Source organism: Micromonospora sp. RB23 (assembly GCF_053585025.1).
Map to the genome: position 1 here is coordinate 2,643,124 of NZ_CM132111.1, position 19,364 is coordinate 2,662,487.

Sequence of the window (19,364 nt, forward strand, 5' to 3'; positions counted from 1 at the left end):
CAGAAGAACGGATACGAATGCGCACTCGGATCAACCCGCGTCGCCTGGGGGCGGCCATGGTCACGGCGGCGCTGCTCGCCGTGGCTGTCGCCGTACCGGCAGCGGCGGCCGGCCCGTCGACAGTGGTCGGTGTGGCAAGTGGCCGCTGTCTGGACGTGGTCGGCAACCTCCAAACCGCCGGCACCGGCATCAACATCTACGACTGCAAGGGCTCGGCGAACCAGGCGTGGACGCTCACCTCCACCGGTGAGTTGCGGGTCTACAACGCGACGATGTGCCTGGACGTCGTCGCCCAGGACACGTCATCACCGGCGGCGGTGCAGATCTACGGCTGCACCGGTGGCGCGAACCAGCGGTGGCGGATCAACGCCGATGGGACCATCGTCGGTACCCAGTCCGGTCTGTGCCTGGATGCCGCCGGTACGGCCAACAGCTCCACCGTGAGCCTGTTGACCTGCACCGGGCAGGCCAACCAGCGGTGGACGACGGCGCTGGGCAGCACGGACACCCAGCCGCCCAGCACGCCGGGCAGTCCGCGGGTGAGCGGTCTGACCTGTAGCGCGGTGACGTTCGCCTGGAACGCCTCGACCGACAACGTCGCGGTGGCCTTCTACGACGTCTACCACGACGGTCAGCTGATCACCTCGGTGAGCGGCTCGACGTTGTCGACCAGCCTGGCGGTGGTCGGCGGGGCGACGTGGGGCCTGTACGTCAACGCCCGCGACGCCGCCGGAAACGTGTCGCAGGCCAGTTCCACCGTCTCGATCACCCCGCCGCCCTGTCAGGCGGACACCCAGGCGCCGACCGCGCCGCAGCAGCTCACCGGCACCGCCTCGGGTACGACGGTGACACTGAGCTGGGTCGCGTCCACGGACAACGTCGGTGTTCGGGCCTACGACGTCTACCGCGGTGGCGTGCTGGTCGGGACGGTCACGGGCACCCCGCCGGTGACCACCTTCATCGACAGCGGCCTGGCGGCGAGCACGGCCTACCAGTACTACGTGGTGGCTCGGGACGCGCAGGGCAACATCTCGTCGCGCAGCGGCACGACGACGGTGACCACCGGCGCCGCGTGCGCCAACCCGGTCTGCGGTGTACGACAGGTGACCACCGACACCGACATCCCCTGGGGGTTGGTGACGTTGCCCGACGGCAGCGTGCTCTACAGCCGCCGTGACGCGCAGGACATCGTGCAGCTCAACCCCACGACCGGCGTGAAGACGTCGGTGGGCACGGTGCCGAACGTGCAGAGCACCGACGGTGAGGGTGGCCTGCTGGGCCTGGCGATCTCGTCGAGCTTCGCCAGTGACCGGTGGCTGTACATCATGCACACGTCGCCGAGTGACAACCGGATCGTGCGGATCAAGCTGGAGAACGGTCGGTTGACCACGTCCGGTGAGCAGGTCCTGGTCAGTGGGATCCGGCGGAACAAGTACCACAACGGTGGCCGGTTGCGGTTCGGTCCGGACGGCAAGTTGTACGCCAGCACGGGGGATGCGCAGAACGGGGCGTACGCGCAGGATCGTGCCGCTCTGGAGGGCAAGGTCCTGCGGTTGAACCCGGATGGGACGGTGCCGTCGGACAACCCGTTCGGCAACTACGTGTGGAGTTACGGTCACCGCAATCCGCAGGGGTTGGCGTTCGACTCGCAGGGTCGGCTGTGGGAGCAGGAGTTCGGCAACTCGGTCATGGATGAGACGAACCTGATCACCAAGGGCGGGAACTACGGCTGGCCGGCGTGTGAGGGCACCAGTGGCACGTGTGGCACGGCGGGTTACATCGCGCCGGTGCGCACGTACCCGACGGCCGAGGGTTCCTGCTCGGGTATCGCGATCGTGCGTGACGCCCTCTACGTCGCCTGCGCCCGTGGTACGCGAATGTACCGGGGTGTGATCAGCGGCAGCAGCCTGACCAACGTGCAGACGTACTTCAGCGGCACCTACGGTCGGCTCCGCACGGTGGAGCCCGCCCCGGACGGCGGGTTGTGGCTGACCACCACGACCACCGGCGACAAGGACAGCATTCCGAACAACAGCAACGAACGCATCCTGCACGTCACGCTCGGCAACTGAACCGTTGTGCCCCCCGCCGACACGTCGGCGGGGGGCACACGGACATCCACCGGTGGACCCCGGCCCGCTCAGCGGGGGCGGTACTCGACCTCGGGGCGGCCGGGGGTGCCGTAACGGGGGGTGCGGACAGCCCGGTCGATCGTCACCAGGTACTCCAGGTAGCGGCGGGCGGTCACCCGGGAGATCCCGGTCGCCGCGCTCACCTCGGTCGCCGACAGCCCCACCCCCGGACCGGACCCGTCGGCCAGCGCGGCGCGTACCCGGGTGAGGGTCTGCGCGTCGAGCCCCTTGGGCAGGCTGTGCCCCGTCGCGCCGCGCAGCGTGGCGAACATCCGGTCCACGTCGTGCTGGGCGGCCACCTCGCCGTCGGCGAGCGCCTGGGCGCGGTAGTCGGCGTAGCGTTCCAGCTTGTCGCGGAACGCCGCGAACGTGAACGGCTTGAGCAGGTAGTGGGTCACCCCGAGGGACACGGCCGTGCGCACCACCGCGAGGTCCCGCGCCGACGTCACCGCGAGCACGTCGACGCTGCTGCCGGCCGCGCGCAGCGCCCGGCAGACGTCCAGGCCGTGCAGGTCGGGCAGCCGAAAATCCAGGAGTACGAGGTCCACGTCGCCGCCGTCGTTGGCGCGCAGGGCCGCCATCGCCGCCCGTGCCGTGTGCGCCACCCCGACCGTCGTGAACCCGGGCACCCGCTCGGTGTACGCGGCGTGCGCCTCGGCCAGCAGCGGTTCGTCCTCGACCACGAGCACCCGGATGTCGTTCATGACCGGATCTCCGGTAGTCGGACGGTGAACAGGCTGCCGCCCGCGTCCGAGCGGGTCACCTCGGCGCTCCCGCCGTGGCGGCGGACCACCTGCCCGATCAGCGCCAACCCGAGACCCCTTCCGGTGCTCTTGGTGGACCAGCCGCGCCGGAAGGCGTCCGCCACCCGCTCCTTCGCCAGCCCGGGTCCGCTGTCGGCGACCCGGACCACCAGTTCGTCGTCGACGGTGCCGACGAAGACCCGCACGGAGCGCGGCGGGGGCGTACCGGCGACCGCCTCCAGGGCGTTGTCGACGAGGTTGCCGACGACGGTGAGCAGGTCGCTGGTCGGCAGCGGGCTGTCGTCGAGGCGGCAGTCCGGCTCGATCACCAGGTCCACGCCGCGCTCGCCGGCCTGTGCGGACTTGCCCAGCAGCAGCGCGGCCAGGGCCGGCTCGGTGACCGCGTCGACCACCCGGTCGGTCAGCTGCTGGGCGAGGGCCAGGTCCCGGGTGCCGAGTCGGACGGCCTCGTCGGCGCGGCCCAGCTCCACAAGGGTGAGGACGGTGTGCAGCCGGTTGGCCGACTCGTGCGTCTGCGCCTGCAACGCCTGGGTGAGCGCGCGGACCGAGTCCAGCTCGCTGGCCAGGGTCCGTAGCTCGGTCTGGTCGCGCAGGGTCAGCACGGTGCCGAGCGCCGCCCCCTCGAAGCGGGCGGTCCGCTGGTTGGCCACCAACACGCGGTCACCGGCCAACAGGGGCTCGTCGAGGGCGTCGCGGCCGTCGGCGAGCAGTTCGGCCACCGCCGGTGGCAGGTCGACGTGGGCCACCGGCTGGTCGATGACCGGCTTGTCGGAGTCGATGTCCAGCAGTCGCCGGCCCTCGTCGTTGATCAACGCCAGCCGCCGGTCGGTGGTCAGCACGACGAGACCCTCGCGCACCGAGTGCAGGACGGCGTCGTAGTACTCGTACATCCGGGTCATCTGCGCCGGTCCCAGGCCGTGGGTCTGGCGCCGCAACCGGCGGCTGAGCAGCCACGAACCGGTCGCGGCGAGCGCGAGCGCCGGCGCCGCCACGCCGAGCAGCACGGGGAACTGGCGCAGCAGCTTGCGGTTGATCTCCCGGGTGGTGATGCCCACCGAGACCAGGCCGACGATGCGGTGCTGCCGGTCGTACACCGGGACGACCGCGCGCACCGACTCGCCGAGCGTCCCGACGTTGGTGGTGGTGAACGCGCGGCCCGCCAGGGCGGGCCCGATCTCGCCGACGAACGGCTCGCCGATCAGCTCCGATGTGGGGTGGGAGAAGCGGGTGCGGTCGGGGGCCATCACGACCACGAAGTCCGTGCCCGTGGCCTTGCGCGTCGACTCGGCGTACGGCTGGAGGGTGCGGGCGGGGTCGGCGGTCGTGAGGGCCGCGCGGACGTCGGGGGAGTTGGCCACGGTCTGCGCCACCGCGAGCACCTCCTCCTCGGCGGCCTGGCGGGAGTCGGCGCGGGCCAGCCAGACGGCGCCCGCCGCGCCGGCCAGCACGAGCAGCGTCACCACCACCGCCTGGAGGGCGAAGAGCTGTCCCGCGATGCTCCACTGCCGTCGGGTCACCTCCGGCACCTCCTCGGATTTCTCGCGGTGAGCGGTGACCAGAATGACCGCAAGGCTGTCAACCGGTGAGACGCGCTTCACATTGTCGACATGGACACCACCGCAACCACCACCACGGCGGAACCGTCGGCCCGCCGGGACCGTACCCGTTACCTGTACCTGGCCGTCATCGTGGCCGTGCTCGCCGGCATCGTGGTCGGCCTGGTCGCCCCCGATTTCGGCAAGGAACTCAAGCCCATCGGCACGGGCTTCGTCAACCTCATCAAGATGATGATCAGCCCGGTCATCTTCTGCACGATCGTGCTCGGCGTCGGCTCGGTCCGGCAGGCCGCGAAGGTCGGCAAGGTCGGCGGCCTGGCTCTCGGCTACTTCCTGACCATGTCGACCGTGGCGCTCGCCATCGGCCTGGTCGTCGGCAACCTCATCCACCCCGGCTCCGGGCTGGACCTGGGTCAGGACCTCGCGGGCGCCGGCAAGGCCGCCGCCGGAGACGAGACCGGCGGTACGACGGATTTCCTCCTCGGGATCATCCCGACGACCCTGTTCTCCGCGCTGACCGAGGGTGAGGTGCTCCAGACACTGCTGGTCGCGCTGCTCGTCGGCTTCGCCGTGCAGGCGCTGGGCCGCCGGGGTGAGCCCGTGCTCGGCGCGATCGCCGTCATCCAACGGGTGGTCTTCAAGGTCCTCGCCATGATCATGTGGCTGGCGCCGGTCGGCGCGTTCGGCGCGATGGCCGCCGTGGTCGGCGCGACCGGCGTGGACGCCCTCAAGAGCCTCGCCCAGATCATGCTGGGCTTCTACGCCACCTGTCTGATCTTCGTGCTGGTGGTCCTGGGCGCGCTGCTCTGGTTCATCGCCCGGATCTCGATCTTCTCGCTGCTGCGCTACCTGGGCCGGGAGTTCCTGCTGATCCTGTCGACGTCGTCGTCGGAGTCGGCGCTGCCCCGGCTGATCGCGAAGATGGAGCACTTCGGCGTCAGCAAGCCGGTCGTCGGCATCACCGTGCCGACCGGGTACTCGTTCAACCTCGACGGCACCGCCATCTACCTGACCATGGCGTCGCTGTTCATCGCCGACGCGCTGGGCAAGCCGCTGTCGATCGGCGAGCAGATCTCGCTGCTGCTGTTCATGATCATCGCGTCCAAGGGCGCGGCCGGCGTCACCGGCGCCGGGCTGGCCACGCTGGCCGGTGGACTCCAGTCGCACCGGCCGGACCTGGTCGACGGGGTCGGCCTGATCGTCGGCATCGACCGGTTCATGTCCGAGGCGCGGGCGCTGACCAACTTCGCCGGCAACGCGGTGGCGACGGTGCTGGTGGGCACCTGGACCGGCGAGTTCGACCGGGAGCGGGCGGCCGGGGTCCTGCGCGGCGACGACCCGTTCGACGAGGCGACCATGCTCGACGAGCACGACGACGAGGCGGCCGAGCGCCCCGACGAGCCGGCCAGGGTACCCGCCTGACCTTGATCCACCCTGGATCGGCGATGTGGGGGTGTCCATCGTGATCGATACCCCCACATCGCCGCACTCGTGTCGATCACTTCGGCGCGAAACTCGCCGCGGCGCGGAGGCGGCGTGGAGAATGGGATACCGGGGAGGGGCGCCGCGACGATCCCGGGGGAGCAGGCGTGCGCGGATCCAGCCTCCTGGGCCGACTGCGCCACCGTGACCCGAACGGCGCCGTGCTGCGGCGCGCGGCCCGGCTGACCCTCGTCGCGTCCGTCCTGTTCTACGCGTGCCGTTACGGCGCGGGCAGCCCCGTGCTCGCCACATACGCGCTGTTCGGCACGATCGCCGCCGGGGCGTTCGCGCAACTACCCGGCCCGGCCCCACAGCGGGCGCGGATCCTCGTCACCGCTCTGCCGGCGGTCTGGGCGCTGATCGCCGCCGGCACGCTGCTGGCCTGGAGCACGTGGGCGGCGGCCGGCGGGATGCTGGTCATCGGGTTCGTCGTGGCGTTCGCCGGGGTCGGCAATCCGCGCCTGGTGGGTCTGGCCAGCGCGTTCCAACTCTTCTACATCCTGGCGTCCTTCCCGCCGTACCAGCCGGACAGCCTCCCGCAGCGCCTCGGCGGAGTCACCCTCGCGATCACACTGCTCGCCGCGGCCGAGGTGGTGCTCTGGCCCGATCCGGTACCCGTCCCCTACCGGCACCTGCTCGCCCGGGCGGCGGACGGCGTCGCGGCGTTCCTCGACGCCACCGCCGACGCGCTGACCGCCCCCGGCCACGAGGCTCCGGACGGGCGGCGCGAGCGGGCGTACGACCTGGTGGCCGTACTCGGGTTGGGCCGCAACCCGCCGGAGTCGTCACCCACGGCGGCCGGGGCGCGGGACCGGGCGTTGCGGATCTCCGCTGCGGCGCTGCGGGAGGCGCTCGCCACGGCGGACCGGCTCGCGGCGGACGTCCCGTCGTCGCCGATCCCGGACCTGGCGGCGGCGCGGCTGCTGCGCCCGTGCGCCGACGCGACCCGGGCGGCCGGTCGCACCCTGGTCTCCGGCGGCCCGGACGTGGATCCGCGGAACCTGGACGCCGCCATCGGCACGGCCGAGGCCGCGGTGGGATCGGGTCCGCCTGACGTACCCCGGATGTGCCGGGACGCGACCGCGCTGGCCATCGCGGACCAGGTGCGGATCTTCATCGTCGGCGTCCGCATCGCCGCCGGGGCGCCGCCCGTCGGCGTCGAGGCATACCCCCGGCTCTTCGAGTACGCGCGACACGGCGCGTGGACGCTGTACTGGCGACAGTTCCGCGCCCACCTGGCACCCCGCTCCGCGCACCTGCACAGCGCGCTGCGCCTGGCCGTGGCGCTGGCCGTCGCCCGGGTGGCAGCCGGGCTGCTGCACCTCAACCACGGTTTCTGGGTGCTCCTGGCGACACTCACCGTCCTGCGTACCTCGGCCGCCGACACCCGCACCGCGCTGCGACCCGCCGTGCTGGGCACCGTCGCCGGCGTCGTCGCCAGCGGCCTGCTGGTGCTCCTCGTCGAGGAACCGGTCGTGTATGCCGTCGCCCTGCCGGTCACGCTGATCCTGGCGTTCGGTGTCGGTCGTCTGCTCGGCCCGGTCTGGCAGCAGGCCCTGTTCACCCTGCTGCTGACCGTCGTCTTCAGTCAGCTCAGCCCGGAGGGTTGGCGGCTCGCCGAGGCGCGGCTGGTCGACGTCGGGCTCGGCGCGGTGATCGGGGTCCTCGCCGGGGTGGCCATGTGGCCGCGCGGCGCCGGCCACGACCTGCGGCACAACGCCGCCCGCTACCTGACTGTCAGCGGGATGGCGGTCGAGCGGACCGTCGAGGCGGTGCTCGGCGACACGCCGCCCCCTGAGGAGGACTTCGACGAGGTCCGCCGGAGGATGGTCCTGGTCGACTCGTCCTACTGTCAGTACCACGTCGAGCGCCACGACCGGCGGCCCGGACAGGTGAACTGGGACGCCGCCCTGAGCGCCGGACACCACGTGGTGCCCGGCGGGGAGTCGCTACTGCGCCGCAATCCGCCCGGCTGCCTGGCCGGCTGGCCGGCGGCGACGACCCTCCTGCGGGACACGGCCGGGCACCTGCGGTCGGCGTACGACGACCTGGCCGGCGAGGTGACGCACGGTCGGACGGCCGGACCGATGCCCGTACCGACCGACTGCGTCGACGAGCTGAACCGGCTTCGTCCGCTGCTCGGCGACGTCGACGCCGCGGCGGTGCGCCACCTGGTGGAGGTCGACAGGTGGCTCGCCGGGCTCGCCGACAGCCTCACCCGGATCCACCCCGGCGACGCACGGCGTCCGTGAACCCCGCGACCAAGCCCATCTGCCGGCGTGCCGCTCCGCTCCGCACCCGCCCCGGCAGCCGCGTCCGTGGCCCCAGCTCGGGTCAGCAGTCAGCAGCCGCCTGCCTACAGGCCGCCGATCGCCGATTGGTCGTGGCTCGCCGCCGGTGACCAGGCATAGCGTCGGTGGCATGGAGATCGAGCAGGCGCAGCAGTTGTGGAAGCCCGAGCACGGCTGGTTGAACACGGCCTCCTACGGGCTGCCTCCCGAGCCGGCCTGGACGGCCTTGCAGGACTCCCTGGCCCAGTGGCGTGTCGGCAGCACCTCCTGGGAGGGTTGGGGCGAGTCGGTGCAGCGGGCCCGTACCGCGTTCGCCGGCCTGATCGGGGTGCCCGACACCGACGTGGCCGTCGGGGCGACGGTCTCCCAGATGCTCGCGCCGGTGGCGGCGTCCCTGCCGGCCGGCGCCACCGTGGTCGTTCCGGAGATCGAGTTCACCTCGAACCTGTTCCCCTGGCTGGTGCAGGAGGAGAGGGGCGTGACCGTCCGCACCGTGCCGGCGGACCGGCTGGCCGACGCGGTCGACGCCGACACGGACGTGGTCGCGTTCAGCCTGGTGCAGTCGTCCGACGGCGCCGTCGCCGCGTACGACGAGATCGTGGCCGCCGCCCGCGCGCACGGCGCGCTGGTGGTGGTGGACGCGACCCAGGCGTGCGGGTGGCTGCCGTTCGACGGCAGCCGGGCCGACGTGGTGGCCGTGGGCGGCTACAAGTGGCTGATGAACCCGCGCGGCACCGCGTACGCCTATCTGGCCCCCGCGCTGCGGGAGCGGCTGCGTCCGGACGCGGCCGGCTGGTTCGCCGGCCAGGACCCGCACGCCTCCTACTACGGCCTGCCGTTGCGGCTGGCCGACGACGCCCGCCGGTTCGACATCTCGCCGGCCTGGTTCAGCTGGGTGGGCGCGGCCCCCGCCATGGAACTGGTCGCCGAGATCGGCGTGCCGGCGATCCAGGCGCACGACGTGGCGCTGGCCAACCGGTTCCTCACCGGCCTGGGCCGGCAGCCGGGGGACAGCGCCATCGTCGCCGTCGACGTGCCGGACGCCCAGCAGCGCCTCGCGGCGGCCGGCATCCGCGCGGCGGTCCGGGCCGGCCGGGTCCGCGCATCGTTCCACCTCTACTCGACCGAGGCGGACGTGGACGCCGCGCTGGAGGCGCTGGCGGGGTGACGCGGCTCAGGCCAGGTGACCGCCGATCTTCGTGTACCCGCGCAGCAGGTCCCGGGAGATGATGAGCCGCTGCATCTCGTCGGTGCCCTCGAAGATGCGGTAGAGCCGTACCTGCCGGTACCAGCGCTCGATGGGCAGCTCCCGGGTGTAGCCCATGCCGCCGTGGATCTGGAGCACCCGGTCGACGACCCGGTTGACCATCTGCGCGCCGTAGAGCTTGCCCATGGATGAGGCGTGTCGGGGATCGAGGCCCTGATCCACGGTCCACGCCGAGCGCAGGATCAGCCAGCGGGCCGCCTCCAGTTCGGTCTCCGAGTCGGCGATCATCCACTGGATGGCCTGGTTGGTGCCGATCTTCGCCCCGAACGTCTCCCGGGTGTTGGCGTACTCGATGGCCATCTGCAGGACCCGTTCGGCGATGCCGACGGCGTGCGACGGGATGGTGTAGCGGCCCTTGCCGATCCACTCCATGCCGAGGGCGAAGCCCTGCCCGATCTCGCCGAGGATGTTGCGGTGCGGCACGCGTACGCCGTCGAAGATCAGTGACGCGGGCCCGCCCTCGCCCATGGTCTGGATGAACTCCGAGCGCCAGCCCATGGCCCGGTCCACCAGGAAGGCGGTCGCTCCGCCGTTGCGGGCGCCCTTCTCCCGGTCGGTCACGGCGACGACGATGGCGAAGTCGGCGTCGTGACCGCCGGTGATGAAGGTCTTCTCGCCGTCGAGGATCCAGTCGTCGCCGTCGCGGCGGGCGGAGAGCCGGATGTTGGCGGCGTCCGAGCCGGCGCCCGGTTCGGTGATCGCGAAGCAGGACCGGCGTTCGCCCTCGATCGTCGGGATGAGGAACTCCCGCTTCTGCTCCTCGGTGGCGTGGAACAGGATGTTGTCGGCCTCGCCGCCGAAGCGGAACGGCACGAACGTGTGCCCCAGCTCGGTCCAGATTAGTGACTGGAGTACGGCCGGCAGGTTCATCCCGCCGTACTCCTCGGGGGTCGCGAGGCCCCAGAAGCCGAACTTGCGCGCCTTGAGTTGCAGCTCGCGGACCTCGGAGTGGTCCAGACTCGGCTGGTGCGCCCGCTCCCGGCGAAGCACCTCCGCCTCCAGCGGCATCACCTCGCGTTGGATGAACGACCGGGCGGTGTCCCGCACCGCCCGCTCCTCGTCGGTGAGCGAAAAGTCCACGATGGTCCTCCTGGCGTCGGCGCGGCCGGTCACCACTAAACTAGCGGTGTAAGTTTTGTTGCGTCCAGACCCCACCACCCAGAGCGAACGAGGAGCGCAGTGCCCCGACCCCGCCAGCCCCGGCTCACCCGGCAGCTGATCGTCGAGACAGCCACCGCGCTGATCGACGCCGAGGGCCTGCCCGCCTTCTCCACCCGCCGGCTCGCCGCCGCGTTGGGCGTCCAGGGGCCCTCGCTCTACAACCACTTCGCCACCAAGGACGAGATTCTCGACGCGGTCGCCGACGGGGTCACCGGCGCCGTGGACACCAGCGGATTCGCCAGCCGGGACTGGACGACCGCCCTGCGCGAGTGGGCCTGGTCGTACCGGCGGGCGCTCACCGCGCACCCGAACATCGTGCCGTACCTGGCGCAGGGCCCCGGGCGACGTCCGGCGGCCCTCGCGATGGCGGACGCCGTCTACGGCGGACTCGTCCGCGCCGGCTGGCCGCCGGCCCGCGCCACCCACATCGGCGCGGCGCTGCGCTACTTCGTCGCCGGGTCGGCGCTCGGCTCGTTCGCCCGCGGTTTCGTCGAGGACCCCGAGCTGTACGCCGCCCACTACCCGCACCTGCGCCAGGCGCACCGGCTCGCCGAACACCAGCAGAGCGTCGACGAGGGCGCCTTCGCCCTCGGCCTGGACGCGCTGCTGCACGGCCTGGCCGCCGAGTACGACCACGCCGTCCGCCCCCTCGGCGCGGTGGAGTCCGGCCGGTCCAGCGGGTAGCGTCCAAACTCCCAGCGCTAGTTTCATCGTCCGTCCGCCGCCGAGCCGCCCGTCGCCCACCCCCGAAGGGACGCCATGGATCTCGCCGCACCGCCGTCGCCCATTCCCGACATCCTGCGCCGCCGGCGTCACCTGCACATCGGCGGCGAGTGGACGCCTCCCGCCGGCACCGACGTGATCGACGTGGAGAACCCGAGCACCGGCGACGCCATCGGCCAGGTGCCCGCCGGCACGCCCGCCGATGTGGACGCCGCCGTCGCCGCCGCCCGCGCCGCCTTCGGAGGCTGGGCGGCCACCGCGCCCGCCGAACGCTCCGCGCACCTCGACCGGCTGCACGCCGCGCTCGCCGCCCGCGCCGACGACCTCGCCCGCACCATCGCCGTGGAGCAGGGCTCGCCGCTCAAGCTCGCCAGCCGCGTGCAGGTCGGACTCCCGCTGACGGTGCTGCGCGACCACGTCGCGCTCGCCGCCCGTCCACCCGTCGAGGAGAGCATCGGCAACTCCCTCGTCGTCCGCGAGCCGATCGGCGTGGTCGGCGCCATCACCCCGTGGAACTACCCCCTGCACCAGGTGATGGCCAAGGTGGCGTCCGCGCTCGCCGCCGGCTGCACGGTCGTGCTCAAGCCGAGCGAACTGACCCCGCTCACCGCGTACCTGCTCTTCGACGCGGTCACCGAGGCCGGCCTGCCGGCCGGTGTGCTCAACCTGGTCCCCGGCACCGGCGCGGTGGTGGGCGAGGCGCTCGCCGGGCACCCCGACGTCGACCTGGTGTCGTTCACCGGCAGCACCGCCACCGGCGCCCGGATCATGCGCCTCGCCGCCGACCGGATCGCCCGCGTCGCGCTGGAACTCGGCGGCAAGTCCGCCAACGTGATCTTGGGCGACGCCGACCTGGCGACCGCGGTCAAGGTGGGCGTGGGCAACGCCCTGCTCAACTCCGGGCAGACCTGCACGGCGTGGACCAGGATGCTGGTGCACCGCGACCGGTACGACGAGGCTCTCGACCTGGTCGCGACGGCGGTGGCCGGCTACCGCCTCGGCGACCCGTTCGACCCGGCCACCCGGCTCGGCCCGCTGGTCTCGGCCGCGCAGGCGCAGCGGGTACGCGGCCACGTCGACCGGGCGCTCGCCGACGGCGCGCGGCTGGTCGTCGGCGGCCCGGACGCCCCGATCCCGGCCCGCGGGCACTTCGTCGCCCCGACCGTCTTCGCCGACGTGCACCCGGACAGCGCGCTCGCCCAGGAGGAGGTCTTCGGCCCCGTCCTCGCGGTCATCCCCTTCGACGACACCGACGAGGCCGTCGCCATCGCCAACAACTCCCGCTACGGGCTGGCCGGCGCGGTCTGGTCCGCCGACACCGAGGCGGCGCTCGCGGTGGCGCGGCGGCTGCGCACCGGGGCCGTCGACATCAACGGCGCGCCGTTCAACCCCCTCGCTCCCTTCGGCGGCTACAAGCAGTCCGGCGTCGGCCGGGAGCTGGGCACGCACGGGCTCGCCGAGTTCTGCGAGGTAAAGGCGATCCAGCGATGACCGACGCCGAGCTGTCTGCGGCCCCGCCGGGCGGCGCCGCCGAGCCGGCGTCCGCGCCGGTCGTGGTCCGCGCGCTGGTCGCGCGCGGTCGGGGGGCCGAGCTGCGGGTCGAGCGGGTACGACTGCCCGCGCCCGGCCCCGGCGAGGTGCGGGTGACGATCCGGGCGGCCGGCGTCTGCCACTCCGACCTGTCCATGGTCAACGGCACCATCGCCGCACGGTTTCCGCTGGTCCTCGGGCACGAGGCGACCGGGGTGGTGGCCGAGGTCGGGCCGGGCAGCGGGCTGACGGCCGGCACCCCGGTGGTGCTCAACTGGGCACCCGCCTGCCGGTCCTGCTGGTGGTGCCGACGCGACGAGCCGTGGCTCTGCGCCGACACGACGGCCCCGACCGTGCCGCGAGGCGAGACCGAGGACGGGATACCGCTGCACCTGACGCTCGGCCTCGGCGCGCTCGCCGAGGCGGTGGTGGTGCCGGAGAGCGCCGTCGTACCGATCCCCACCGGCCTGCCGGTCGAGCAGGCCGCGCTGCTCGGCTGCGCGGTGCTCACCGGCCTCGGGGCGGTCCGGAACACCGCCCGGGTCGCGTCCGGCGAGTCGGTCGCCGTCGTCGGGCTGGGCGGGGTCGGGCTCGCCGTGCTCAGCGCGGCCCGCCGGGCCGGTGCCACGACGATCCTCGCCGTGGACGTGGCCGAGGCGAAGCGTGACCTGGCCCTGGCCGCCGGGGCCACCGACTTCCTGCTCTCCGACGACCGGCTCTCCAAGGAGGTACGGGCCCGCACCGAGGGTCGGGGCGTCGACCACGCCTTCGAGTGCGTGGGCCGTGCCGCCACCATCCGTGCTGCCTGGCGGCTGACCCGGCGCGGTGGCGCGGTCACCGTGGTCGGGATGGGGGCGAAGGACGACATGGTCAGCCTCGGCGCGCTCGACATCTTCCACTCCGCCCGTACGCTGCGCTCCTCGGTGTACGGCTCGTCCGACCCGGACCGCGAGGTGCCGGTGCTGGCCGCCGAACTGGCCGACGGCACCCTCGACCTGGGGGTCCTGGTGAGCGGCACGATGTCGCTGGACGAGGCGCCGGTCGCGTTCGAGAAGTTGGCGCGGGGAGAGGGCGCCCGCTGGGTCGTCACGCTGGACTGAGTCGTGGTGTGCTGACGATCTCGAGGCCAAGGAGGGGCACGGTGGGACGGAGCGCGATCATCTTCCACGGCACCGGTGGTAACCCGGACGTCGTCTGGTACCGCTGGTTGGCGCGGCGGTTGGAGACACGGGGGTACGCCGTGGAGGTGCCGCACCTGCCGGGCATCAACGTCGAGCCGATCGCGACGTTCCTGCCGACGGTGCTCGCCGGGCACCGCTTCGACGAGGACACGGTCCTGGTGGGCCACTCCGGCGGCGCGGCCCTGCTCCTGGCGCTCCTCGAACACGTCGACGTCACGGTCGCCCAGGCGATCCTGGTCGCCGGCTACTGCACGCGGCCGAACACGAGCGAGGAACCGGTCCTGCGGGAGCGCTACGACTGGGCCGCGATCCGGTCGCACGTGCGGGACATCTACTTCGTCAACTCCCGCGAGGATCCGTACGGCTGCGACGACCGGCAGGGGCGCGCGATGTTCGAGCGGCTCGGCGGCACCCAGATCGTGCGTGACGACGGGCATTTCGGCGACTACGACCAGCCGTACGAGCGGTTCGAGTTGCTGGACCGACTCATCCCCTGACGCTCGTCACATCCGCGCCCGCAGCACGTCGACCTCGCAGCCGGGCGCCGAGGGGTCGAAGCCGTGCTCGGTCAGCCAACGGATGACCACCAGGCTGCGCCACGACCACCAGGCGCGGATCACGTCGAGGTCGACGTCGGCGCCGTAGCCGGCGACGACGTCACCGAGATGCTCCTCGTGCCCGAGAGTCAGGATGGCGAGGTCGAACAGGGCGTCGCCCCGGCTCGCCTCGGACCAGTCGAGCACGCCGGTGACCGCGTCACCGTCGACGAACACGTGGTCCACCTGTAGGTCGCCGTGCGTGAACACAGGCGTCCACGGCCGGAGCGCCGCCTCGGCGACGCGACGGTTGTGGGTGACCAGGTCGGTGGGGAGAGCGCCGTTCGCGACGAGCCACGCGCACTCGCGGTCGAGCCGGGTGGCCAGCTCGTCGAGGCTCCGACCGGGCCAGGGCGGCAGCGGCGCGTCGTGCAGCGTCCGTACGGCAGCGCCGGCCGCTGCCCATGCCCTCGGCGACGCGGTCGACGGCGCGCCGAGGCGGCCGAGTGCCCGCCCGGGCAGGGCGGCGAGCGCGAGCACGGGCGGGTTGCGCCAGAGGATCCGTGGGGTCGGGAGGGGCGTCAGCGCCATCGCTTCGACCTCGACGTCGGCACGCTCCTGATCGGAGTCAATCTTGAGGAACACGTTCCCGGCGCGTACGGTCGCGCGCTCGGAGTGGGCGACGACGACCTCCACCTCGTGCACGCCGGCCATTGTCGCGTGATCACCGCCGACGCTCGACAGGTTTTTTCGTTCCGGCCGTTGCGTCGGGCGGTATACCTAGCAGTACTATGCATCGTACTTCTAGGGTTGGACGGGAGGTCCCGTGAAGGTCGCCAAGGACCTGGTCGCCGCGTCGGCGACGCCGATGGTGCTCGGCATCCTGGCCGAGGGCGAGAGCTACGGCTACGCCATCCTGCGGCGGATCAACGAGTTGTCCGGCGGTGAGCTGGACTGGACCGAAGGGCTGCTCTATCCGTTGCTGCACCGCCTCGAACGTCTCGCCTTCGTGGAGTCGAGCTGGCAGGCGGTCGCTGGCGAGCGCCGACGCAAGTACTACCGCATCACCGACCGGGGCCGGGCCGAGCTTGCCGAGCAACGCCGGCAGTGGGACACGGTCGTGGGCGCGCTCAAGGCGGTCTGGCACGATCGGGCGCCGCTGACGTCACGTCCGCTGGAGGGTCTCGCGTGACGGCGCACGAAGGCCCACAGGAGTTGGAGGCGCAGGTCACGCAGTGGCGTCAGTACGTGCTGCGCCGCGGGACGCTGAGCCCGGCCGACGCCGACGAGCTGGAGGACCACCTACGCGGCTCCGTCGACGCGCTCGGCGCGGCGGGCCTGAGCCCGGACGAGGCGTTCCTGGTCGCGGTCAAACGGATGGGGAGCCTCGACGAGCTGTCCCGGGAGTTCGCCCGGGAGCACTCGGAACGGCTCTGGAAGCAGCTCGTGCTGACCGGCGACTCCGGCGCGTCGGCCGCCGGCGCGCGGTCCCGGCGGGAGCTGTGGGTGATGCTCGGCGCGGCGGCCGGCGCGGTGGCGTCGGTCAAGGCGCCGGCGCTGTTCGGGTTGACCTTCGACGACGACGGCTCGTTCTACACCCGCAACTTCACCCTGTTCGCGCTGCCCTGGCTGGCGGCGTTCCTCGCCTGGCGGCGCAGAGCCCGACCGGCGGTGGTCGTGGCGCTGGTCGCGTTGTTCGCGCTGGGCGCGGTGGCCGCCAACGTCTACCCTCTGGCCGGCGACTCGCAGTCCCTCGTCGTCAGCAGCGTCCACCTGCCGATCGCGCTCTGGCTCGTGGTCGGTCTGGCCTACGTCGCCGACGACTGGCGAGCCACCCGTCGACGGATGGACTTCATCCGGTTCACCGGCGAGTGGTTCATCTACCTCGTGCTGATGGCTCTCGGTGGCGGGGTGCTCGCCGCGTTCCTGTTCAACACCTTCCAGGCCATCGGGATCGTGCCGGAGGCGTTCGTCTCGCAGTGGCTCCTGCCCTGTGGCGCCGCGGCTGCGGTGGTGGTGGCCGGCTGGCTGGTCGAGGCCAAGCAGAGTGTCGTCGAGAACATCGCGCCGGTCCTCACGCGACTGTTCACCCCGCTGTTCACGGCCGCGCTGCTCGCTTTCCTGGTGGCCGTCGTCTGGACCAGCCACGGCATCGACGTCGAGCGCGAGGCGCTGATCCTGTTCGACCTGCTGCTGGTCGTGGTGCTCGGGCTGCTGCTCTACTCGCTGTCGGCCCGCGACCCGCTGGCGCCGCCCGGCGCGTTCGACAAGCTCCAGCTCGCGCTCGTGCTCAGCGCGCTGGCCATCGACGTGCTGGTGCTGTTCGAGATCACCGGTCGCATCACCGACGACTACGGCGGTACGCCCAACCGGGCGGCGGCGCTCGGCGAGAACGTGGTCCTGCTGGTCAACCTCGCGTGGTCGGCCTGGCTCCTGCTGAGCTTCGTCCGCCGGCGTACGCCATTCGCGGCCCTCGAACGCTGGCAGACCGGGTACCTGCCCGTGTACGCGGCCTGGGCGTGGATCGTGGTCCTCGTCTTCCCGCCGCTGTTCAGCTACGCCTAGGTGTTCTGTCCGGAGAGGTTGGGGACGCGGCTGGCGGGTGGATGGCCGCCGAGTGCGGTGTGGCTGCGGTGATTGTTGTAGGCGTGTAGCCAGCTGGGCAAGGCGGCGCGTCGCGCGGCTTCTGAGGAGTAGGGCTTGGCGTAGGCCCATTCCTCGGTCAGGGTGCGGTGGAAGCGTTCGACCTTGCCGTTGGTCTGTGGCCGGTAGGGGCGGGTCTTTTTGACCGTGATGCCTGCGGTGGTGAGGGTGTCGCGCCAGAGGTGGGATTTGTAGGCGGAGCCGTTGTCGGTGAGCACGCGTCGGACGGTGATGCCGCAGCTGGAGAACCAGGCGTGGGCGCGGTGCCAGAACGCGACTGCGGTCTCGCGGGTTTCGTCGGTAAGGATCTCGGTGTAGGCCAGTCGGGAGTGGTCGTCGATGGCGGTGTGGAGGTAGCTATAGCCGATGACGGGTGCCCACCGGTGGTTGCGGGTGATGCCGGCGGTGGCGGCGCGGTTGCGTTTGCCCTGCTGGCGTCCTCGGGTGCGCCAGCCACCGCCGTCGGGGATGTTGCCGAGCTTTTTCACATCGACGTGGACCAGGTCCCCGGGCGCGGCGTGCTCGTAGCGGCGGATCGGCCGGCCGGTGGACCGGTCCAGGTGCGCCAGCCGGGCCACTGCGGCCCGGCGCAGCACGGCGTGGCACGTCGAGGCCGCCAATCCGAGCCGGCCGGCGATCCGCGCGGGACCCCACCGCCGTGTCGCCCGCAGGTGCAGCACTTTGCGTTCGATCGGCGCCGGCGTGCGTCGCGGTGAGCGGTGCGGGCGACTGGACCGGTCGGCCATTCCCGCGGGCCCTTCACACCGGTAGCGATCGGCCCACCGCTTCGCTGTGTTCGGACTGACCTGGAACCGGTCGGCGGCACGACGCAGCGGCCATCCGTCGTCCACGACACAGCGAGCCAGACGCAGCCTGCCGGTCTCCGAGAGCGGGGCATTACGGTGGGGCACGAGGACCTCCCTGAATGGGTGCGGCTGTCTGGTAGCTCCACACCTACTCGGGAGGTCCTCACCTTTTCAAGATCCCAGACGTGTCACCAACGTCCGTGGACAGAACACCTAGGGCGTGTGTCGAAGTCCTCGGTCGAGCCGAGGCGGAGTCCAGGCGGCGGTCCGGCAAGGCGGAGATGGGTTCGGATACCGGTGTTGTATCCGGACCCATCTCCAACGCCGCCGGCCGTCGGCTGGGCCCGCCGCAGGCCGGCCAGGGGCTTTGACACACGCCCTAGACGCGGTCGCCGGCCCACCCGCCTCGGTGTGGGCCGGCGACGGGGTCACTTGCCGGTGACGATGCCGGGGTTGATGCACAGGCCCGGGTTGGCGCCGTTCTTCTCGGCGATCTCCAGGCACCGGGTCACCTTGTCGACCTTCGCGTTGGTCTCGGTGATCTGCTTCGAGATCTCGGCGTTCTTGCGGTCCTGCTCCAGGTTGCGGGTCTGCGCCAGCTTGTCCTGGAACGCCTTGATGTTGCCCTCGGTCTTGTCGTCGTGGTTGACCCGGGTGATGGTCACCGACAGGATGTCGACGTCCGTGGCGAGGCGGCTCTCCGCGCTGGTCTTGATGTTCGCCGCGAACGGCTTGAGGTCGACGTTCAGGTCGCCGGTCCGCGCGTCGATCTTCTCCAGCGGGTTGTAGGCGGCGAACGCGTCGTTGACGGCGCTGTCGAGCTGCACGCCGACCCGCTGCCCCCGGAAGCTGTCGAAGTCCCCCTTGTAGTCCATGAACTGCTTGGGGGCGTTCTCCGGTTTGACCTGCCACTCGACGAGCACCTCGACGCAGGCGTCGGCGAGCGTGCCGGTGCGGACGCGGACGCAGTTGTTTCCGCCGATGTGGTCGTACTTCTGCCGGCCCGCGTCCCACTCGCCGACCTTCTGCCAGGGGGCCACCCACTTCAGGCCCGAGCCGGTCACCTCGCCGGTGGGCTTGCCGAAGCTGGTGACGATGCCGACCGAGCGGATCGGCACCGAGTGGGCGCTGGAGGCGAGGCCGACCACCGCGCTGAGGGTGAGGAACCCGACCGCGGCGAGGGCGGCAACCCGCTTCAGCGAGCGGGCGGGGGCGACGAGCGCGGCGACGGCGCTGACGACCAGGGCGACGGCGAGGACGATCGCCATGGTGAAGCCGACGGGCATGGGGTG

The 19,364-nt window shown here is 72.0% G+C and carries 16 protein-coding genes; 10 read left to right on the forward strand and 6 right to left on the reverse strand.

All coding sequences use genetic code 11. The features are described 5' to 3' along the window. Nucleotides 1-17 precede the first annotated feature (17 nt). On the forward strand, nucleotides 18-2,072 hold the full coding sequence (locus ACTFTM_RS12140) for a PQQ-dependent sugar dehydrogenase (RefSeq protein ID WP_449565885.1): 2,055 nt from the start codon (nucleotides 18-20) through the stop codon (nucleotides 2,070-2,072). A 68-nt stretch (nucleotides 2,073-2,140) separates the two neighbouring features. On the opposite strand, the gene ACTFTM_RS12145 is transcribed toward ACTFTM_RS12140, so the two are convergent. Together ACTFTM_RS12145 and ACTFTM_RS12150 are read right to left on the reverse strand one after the other, a co-directional pair. After that, nucleotides 2,141-2,836 (reverse strand): response regulator, encoded by a 696-nt coding sequence (locus ACTFTM_RS12145; RefSeq protein WP_449565886.1) that lies wholly within the window; start codon nucleotides 2,834-2,836, stop codon nucleotides 2,141-2,143. Then, nucleotides 2,833-4,413 (reverse strand): ATP-binding protein, encoded by a 1,581-nt coding sequence (locus tag ACTFTM_RS12150; RefSeq protein ID WP_449565887.1) that lies wholly within the window; start codon nucleotides 4,411-4,413, stop codon nucleotides 2,833-2,835. The genes ACTFTM_RS12145 and ACTFTM_RS12150 overlap by 4 nt, the downstream gene beginning before the upstream one ends. 90 nt (nucleotides 4,414-4,503) lie before the next feature. Between ACTFTM_RS12150 and ACTFTM_RS12155 the strand changes: the two genes are divergently transcribed. The 3 genes from ACTFTM_RS12155 to ACTFTM_RS12165 all read left to right on the forward strand — a co-directional run bounded on the left by ACTFTM_RS12155 (nucleotide 4,504) and on the right by ACTFTM_RS12165 (nucleotide 9,393). Next, nucleotides 4,504-5,874, forward strand: a complete 1,371-nt coding sequence (locus tag ACTFTM_RS12155; protein WP_449565888.1) for a cation:dicarboxylate symporter family transporter — start codon at nucleotides 4,504-4,506, stop codon at nucleotides 5,872-5,874. 167 nt (nucleotides 5,875-6,041) lie between these two features. Beyond that, entirely contained in the window at nucleotides 6,042-8,186 is a 2,145-nt protein-coding gene (locus ACTFTM_RS12160) for an FUSC family protein (protein ID WP_449565889.1), read from the forward strand. Nucleotides 8,187-8,355: 169 nt separating this feature from the next. Beyond that, nucleotides 8,356-9,393 carry an aminotransferase class V-fold PLP-dependent enzyme gene (locus tag ACTFTM_RS12165; RefSeq protein ID WP_449565890.1) on the forward strand — a complete coding sequence of 346 codons (1,038 nt, stop codon included), beginning with the start codon at nucleotides 8,356-8,358 and terminating at the stop codon, nucleotides 9,391-9,393. 6 nt (nucleotides 9,394-9,399) lie between these two features. Here the strand turns inward: ACTFTM_RS12165 and ACTFTM_RS12170 are convergent, their stop codons facing one another. After that, entirely contained in the window at nucleotides 9,400-10,572 is a 1,173-nt protein-coding gene (locus tag ACTFTM_RS12170; protein WP_433120038.1) for an acyl-CoA dehydrogenase family protein, read from the reverse strand. Nucleotides 10,573-10,671: 99 nt separating this feature from the next. On the opposite strand from ACTFTM_RS12170, the gene ACTFTM_RS12175 reads away from it, so the two are divergent. From ACTFTM_RS12175 to ACTFTM_RS12190, 4 genes are all read left to right on the forward strand, one after another. Then, nucleotides 10,672-11,337, forward strand: coding sequence for a TetR/AcrR family transcriptional regulator (locus ACTFTM_RS12175; protein ID WP_449565891.1), 666 nt, complete (start codon nucleotides 10,672-10,674; stop codon nucleotides 11,335-11,337). 75 nt (nucleotides 11,338-11,412) lie between these two features. After that, nucleotides 11,413-12,867: an aldehyde dehydrogenase family protein gene (locus ACTFTM_RS12180; RefSeq protein ID WP_449565892.1), complete on the forward strand. Its 1,455-nt coding sequence runs from the start codon at nucleotides 11,413-11,415 to the stop codon at nucleotides 12,865-12,867. Further along, nucleotides 12,864-14,006: an alcohol dehydrogenase catalytic domain-containing protein gene (locus ACTFTM_RS12185; protein ID WP_449565893.1), complete on the forward strand. Its 1,143-nt coding sequence runs from the start codon at nucleotides 12,864-12,866 to the stop codon at nucleotides 14,004-14,006. The genes ACTFTM_RS12180 and ACTFTM_RS12185 overlap by 4 nt, the downstream gene beginning before the upstream one ends. A 41-nt stretch (nucleotides 14,007-14,047) precedes the next feature. Beyond that, nucleotides 14,048-14,584, forward strand: coding sequence for an RBBP9/YdeN family alpha/beta hydrolase (locus ACTFTM_RS12190; protein WP_449565894.1), 537 nt, complete (start codon nucleotides 14,048-14,050; stop codon nucleotides 14,582-14,584). A gap of 6 nt (nucleotides 14,585-14,590) precedes the next feature. Here the strand turns inward: ACTFTM_RS12190 and ACTFTM_RS12195 are convergent, their stop codons facing one another. Beyond that, a complete protein-coding gene (locus ACTFTM_RS12195; RefSeq protein WP_449565895.1) occupies nucleotides 14,591-15,337 on the reverse strand; it encodes a phosphotransferase family protein in 747 nt (248 codons plus the stop codon). 112 nt (nucleotides 15,338-15,449) lie between these two features. Between ACTFTM_RS12195 and ACTFTM_RS12200 the strand changes: the two genes are divergently transcribed. Further along, the gene (locus tag ACTFTM_RS12200) at nucleotides 15,450-15,815 is read left to right on the forward strand and encodes a PadR family transcriptional regulator (RefSeq protein WP_449565896.1); all 366 of its coding nucleotides are present in this window, start codon (nucleotides 15,450-15,452) and stop codon (nucleotides 15,813-15,815) included. After that, the gene (locus tag ACTFTM_RS12205; protein WP_449565897.1) at nucleotides 15,812-17,188 is read left to right on the forward strand and encodes a permease prefix domain 1-containing protein; all 1,377 of its coding nucleotides are present in this window, start codon (nucleotides 15,812-15,814) and stop codon (nucleotides 17,186-17,188) included. The genes ACTFTM_RS12200 and ACTFTM_RS12205 overlap by 4 nt, the downstream gene beginning before the upstream one ends. Here ACTFTM_RS12205 and ACTFTM_RS12210 read toward each other — a convergent pair. Then, nucleotides 17,185-18,177: an IS481 family transposase gene (locus tag ACTFTM_RS12210; RefSeq protein WP_449565898.1), complete on the reverse strand. Its 993-nt coding sequence runs from the start codon at nucleotides 18,175-18,177 to the stop codon at nucleotides 17,185-17,187. The genes ACTFTM_RS12205 and ACTFTM_RS12210 overlap by 4 nt on opposite strands. A 323-nt stretch (nucleotides 18,178-18,500) precedes the next feature. Then, on the reverse strand, nucleotides 18,501-19,358 hold the full coding sequence (locus tag ACTFTM_RS12215) for an SPFH domain-containing protein (RefSeq protein WP_449565899.1): 858 nt from the start codon (nucleotides 19,356-19,358) through the stop codon (nucleotides 18,501-18,503). Nucleotides 19,359-19,364 lie beyond the last annotated feature (6 nt).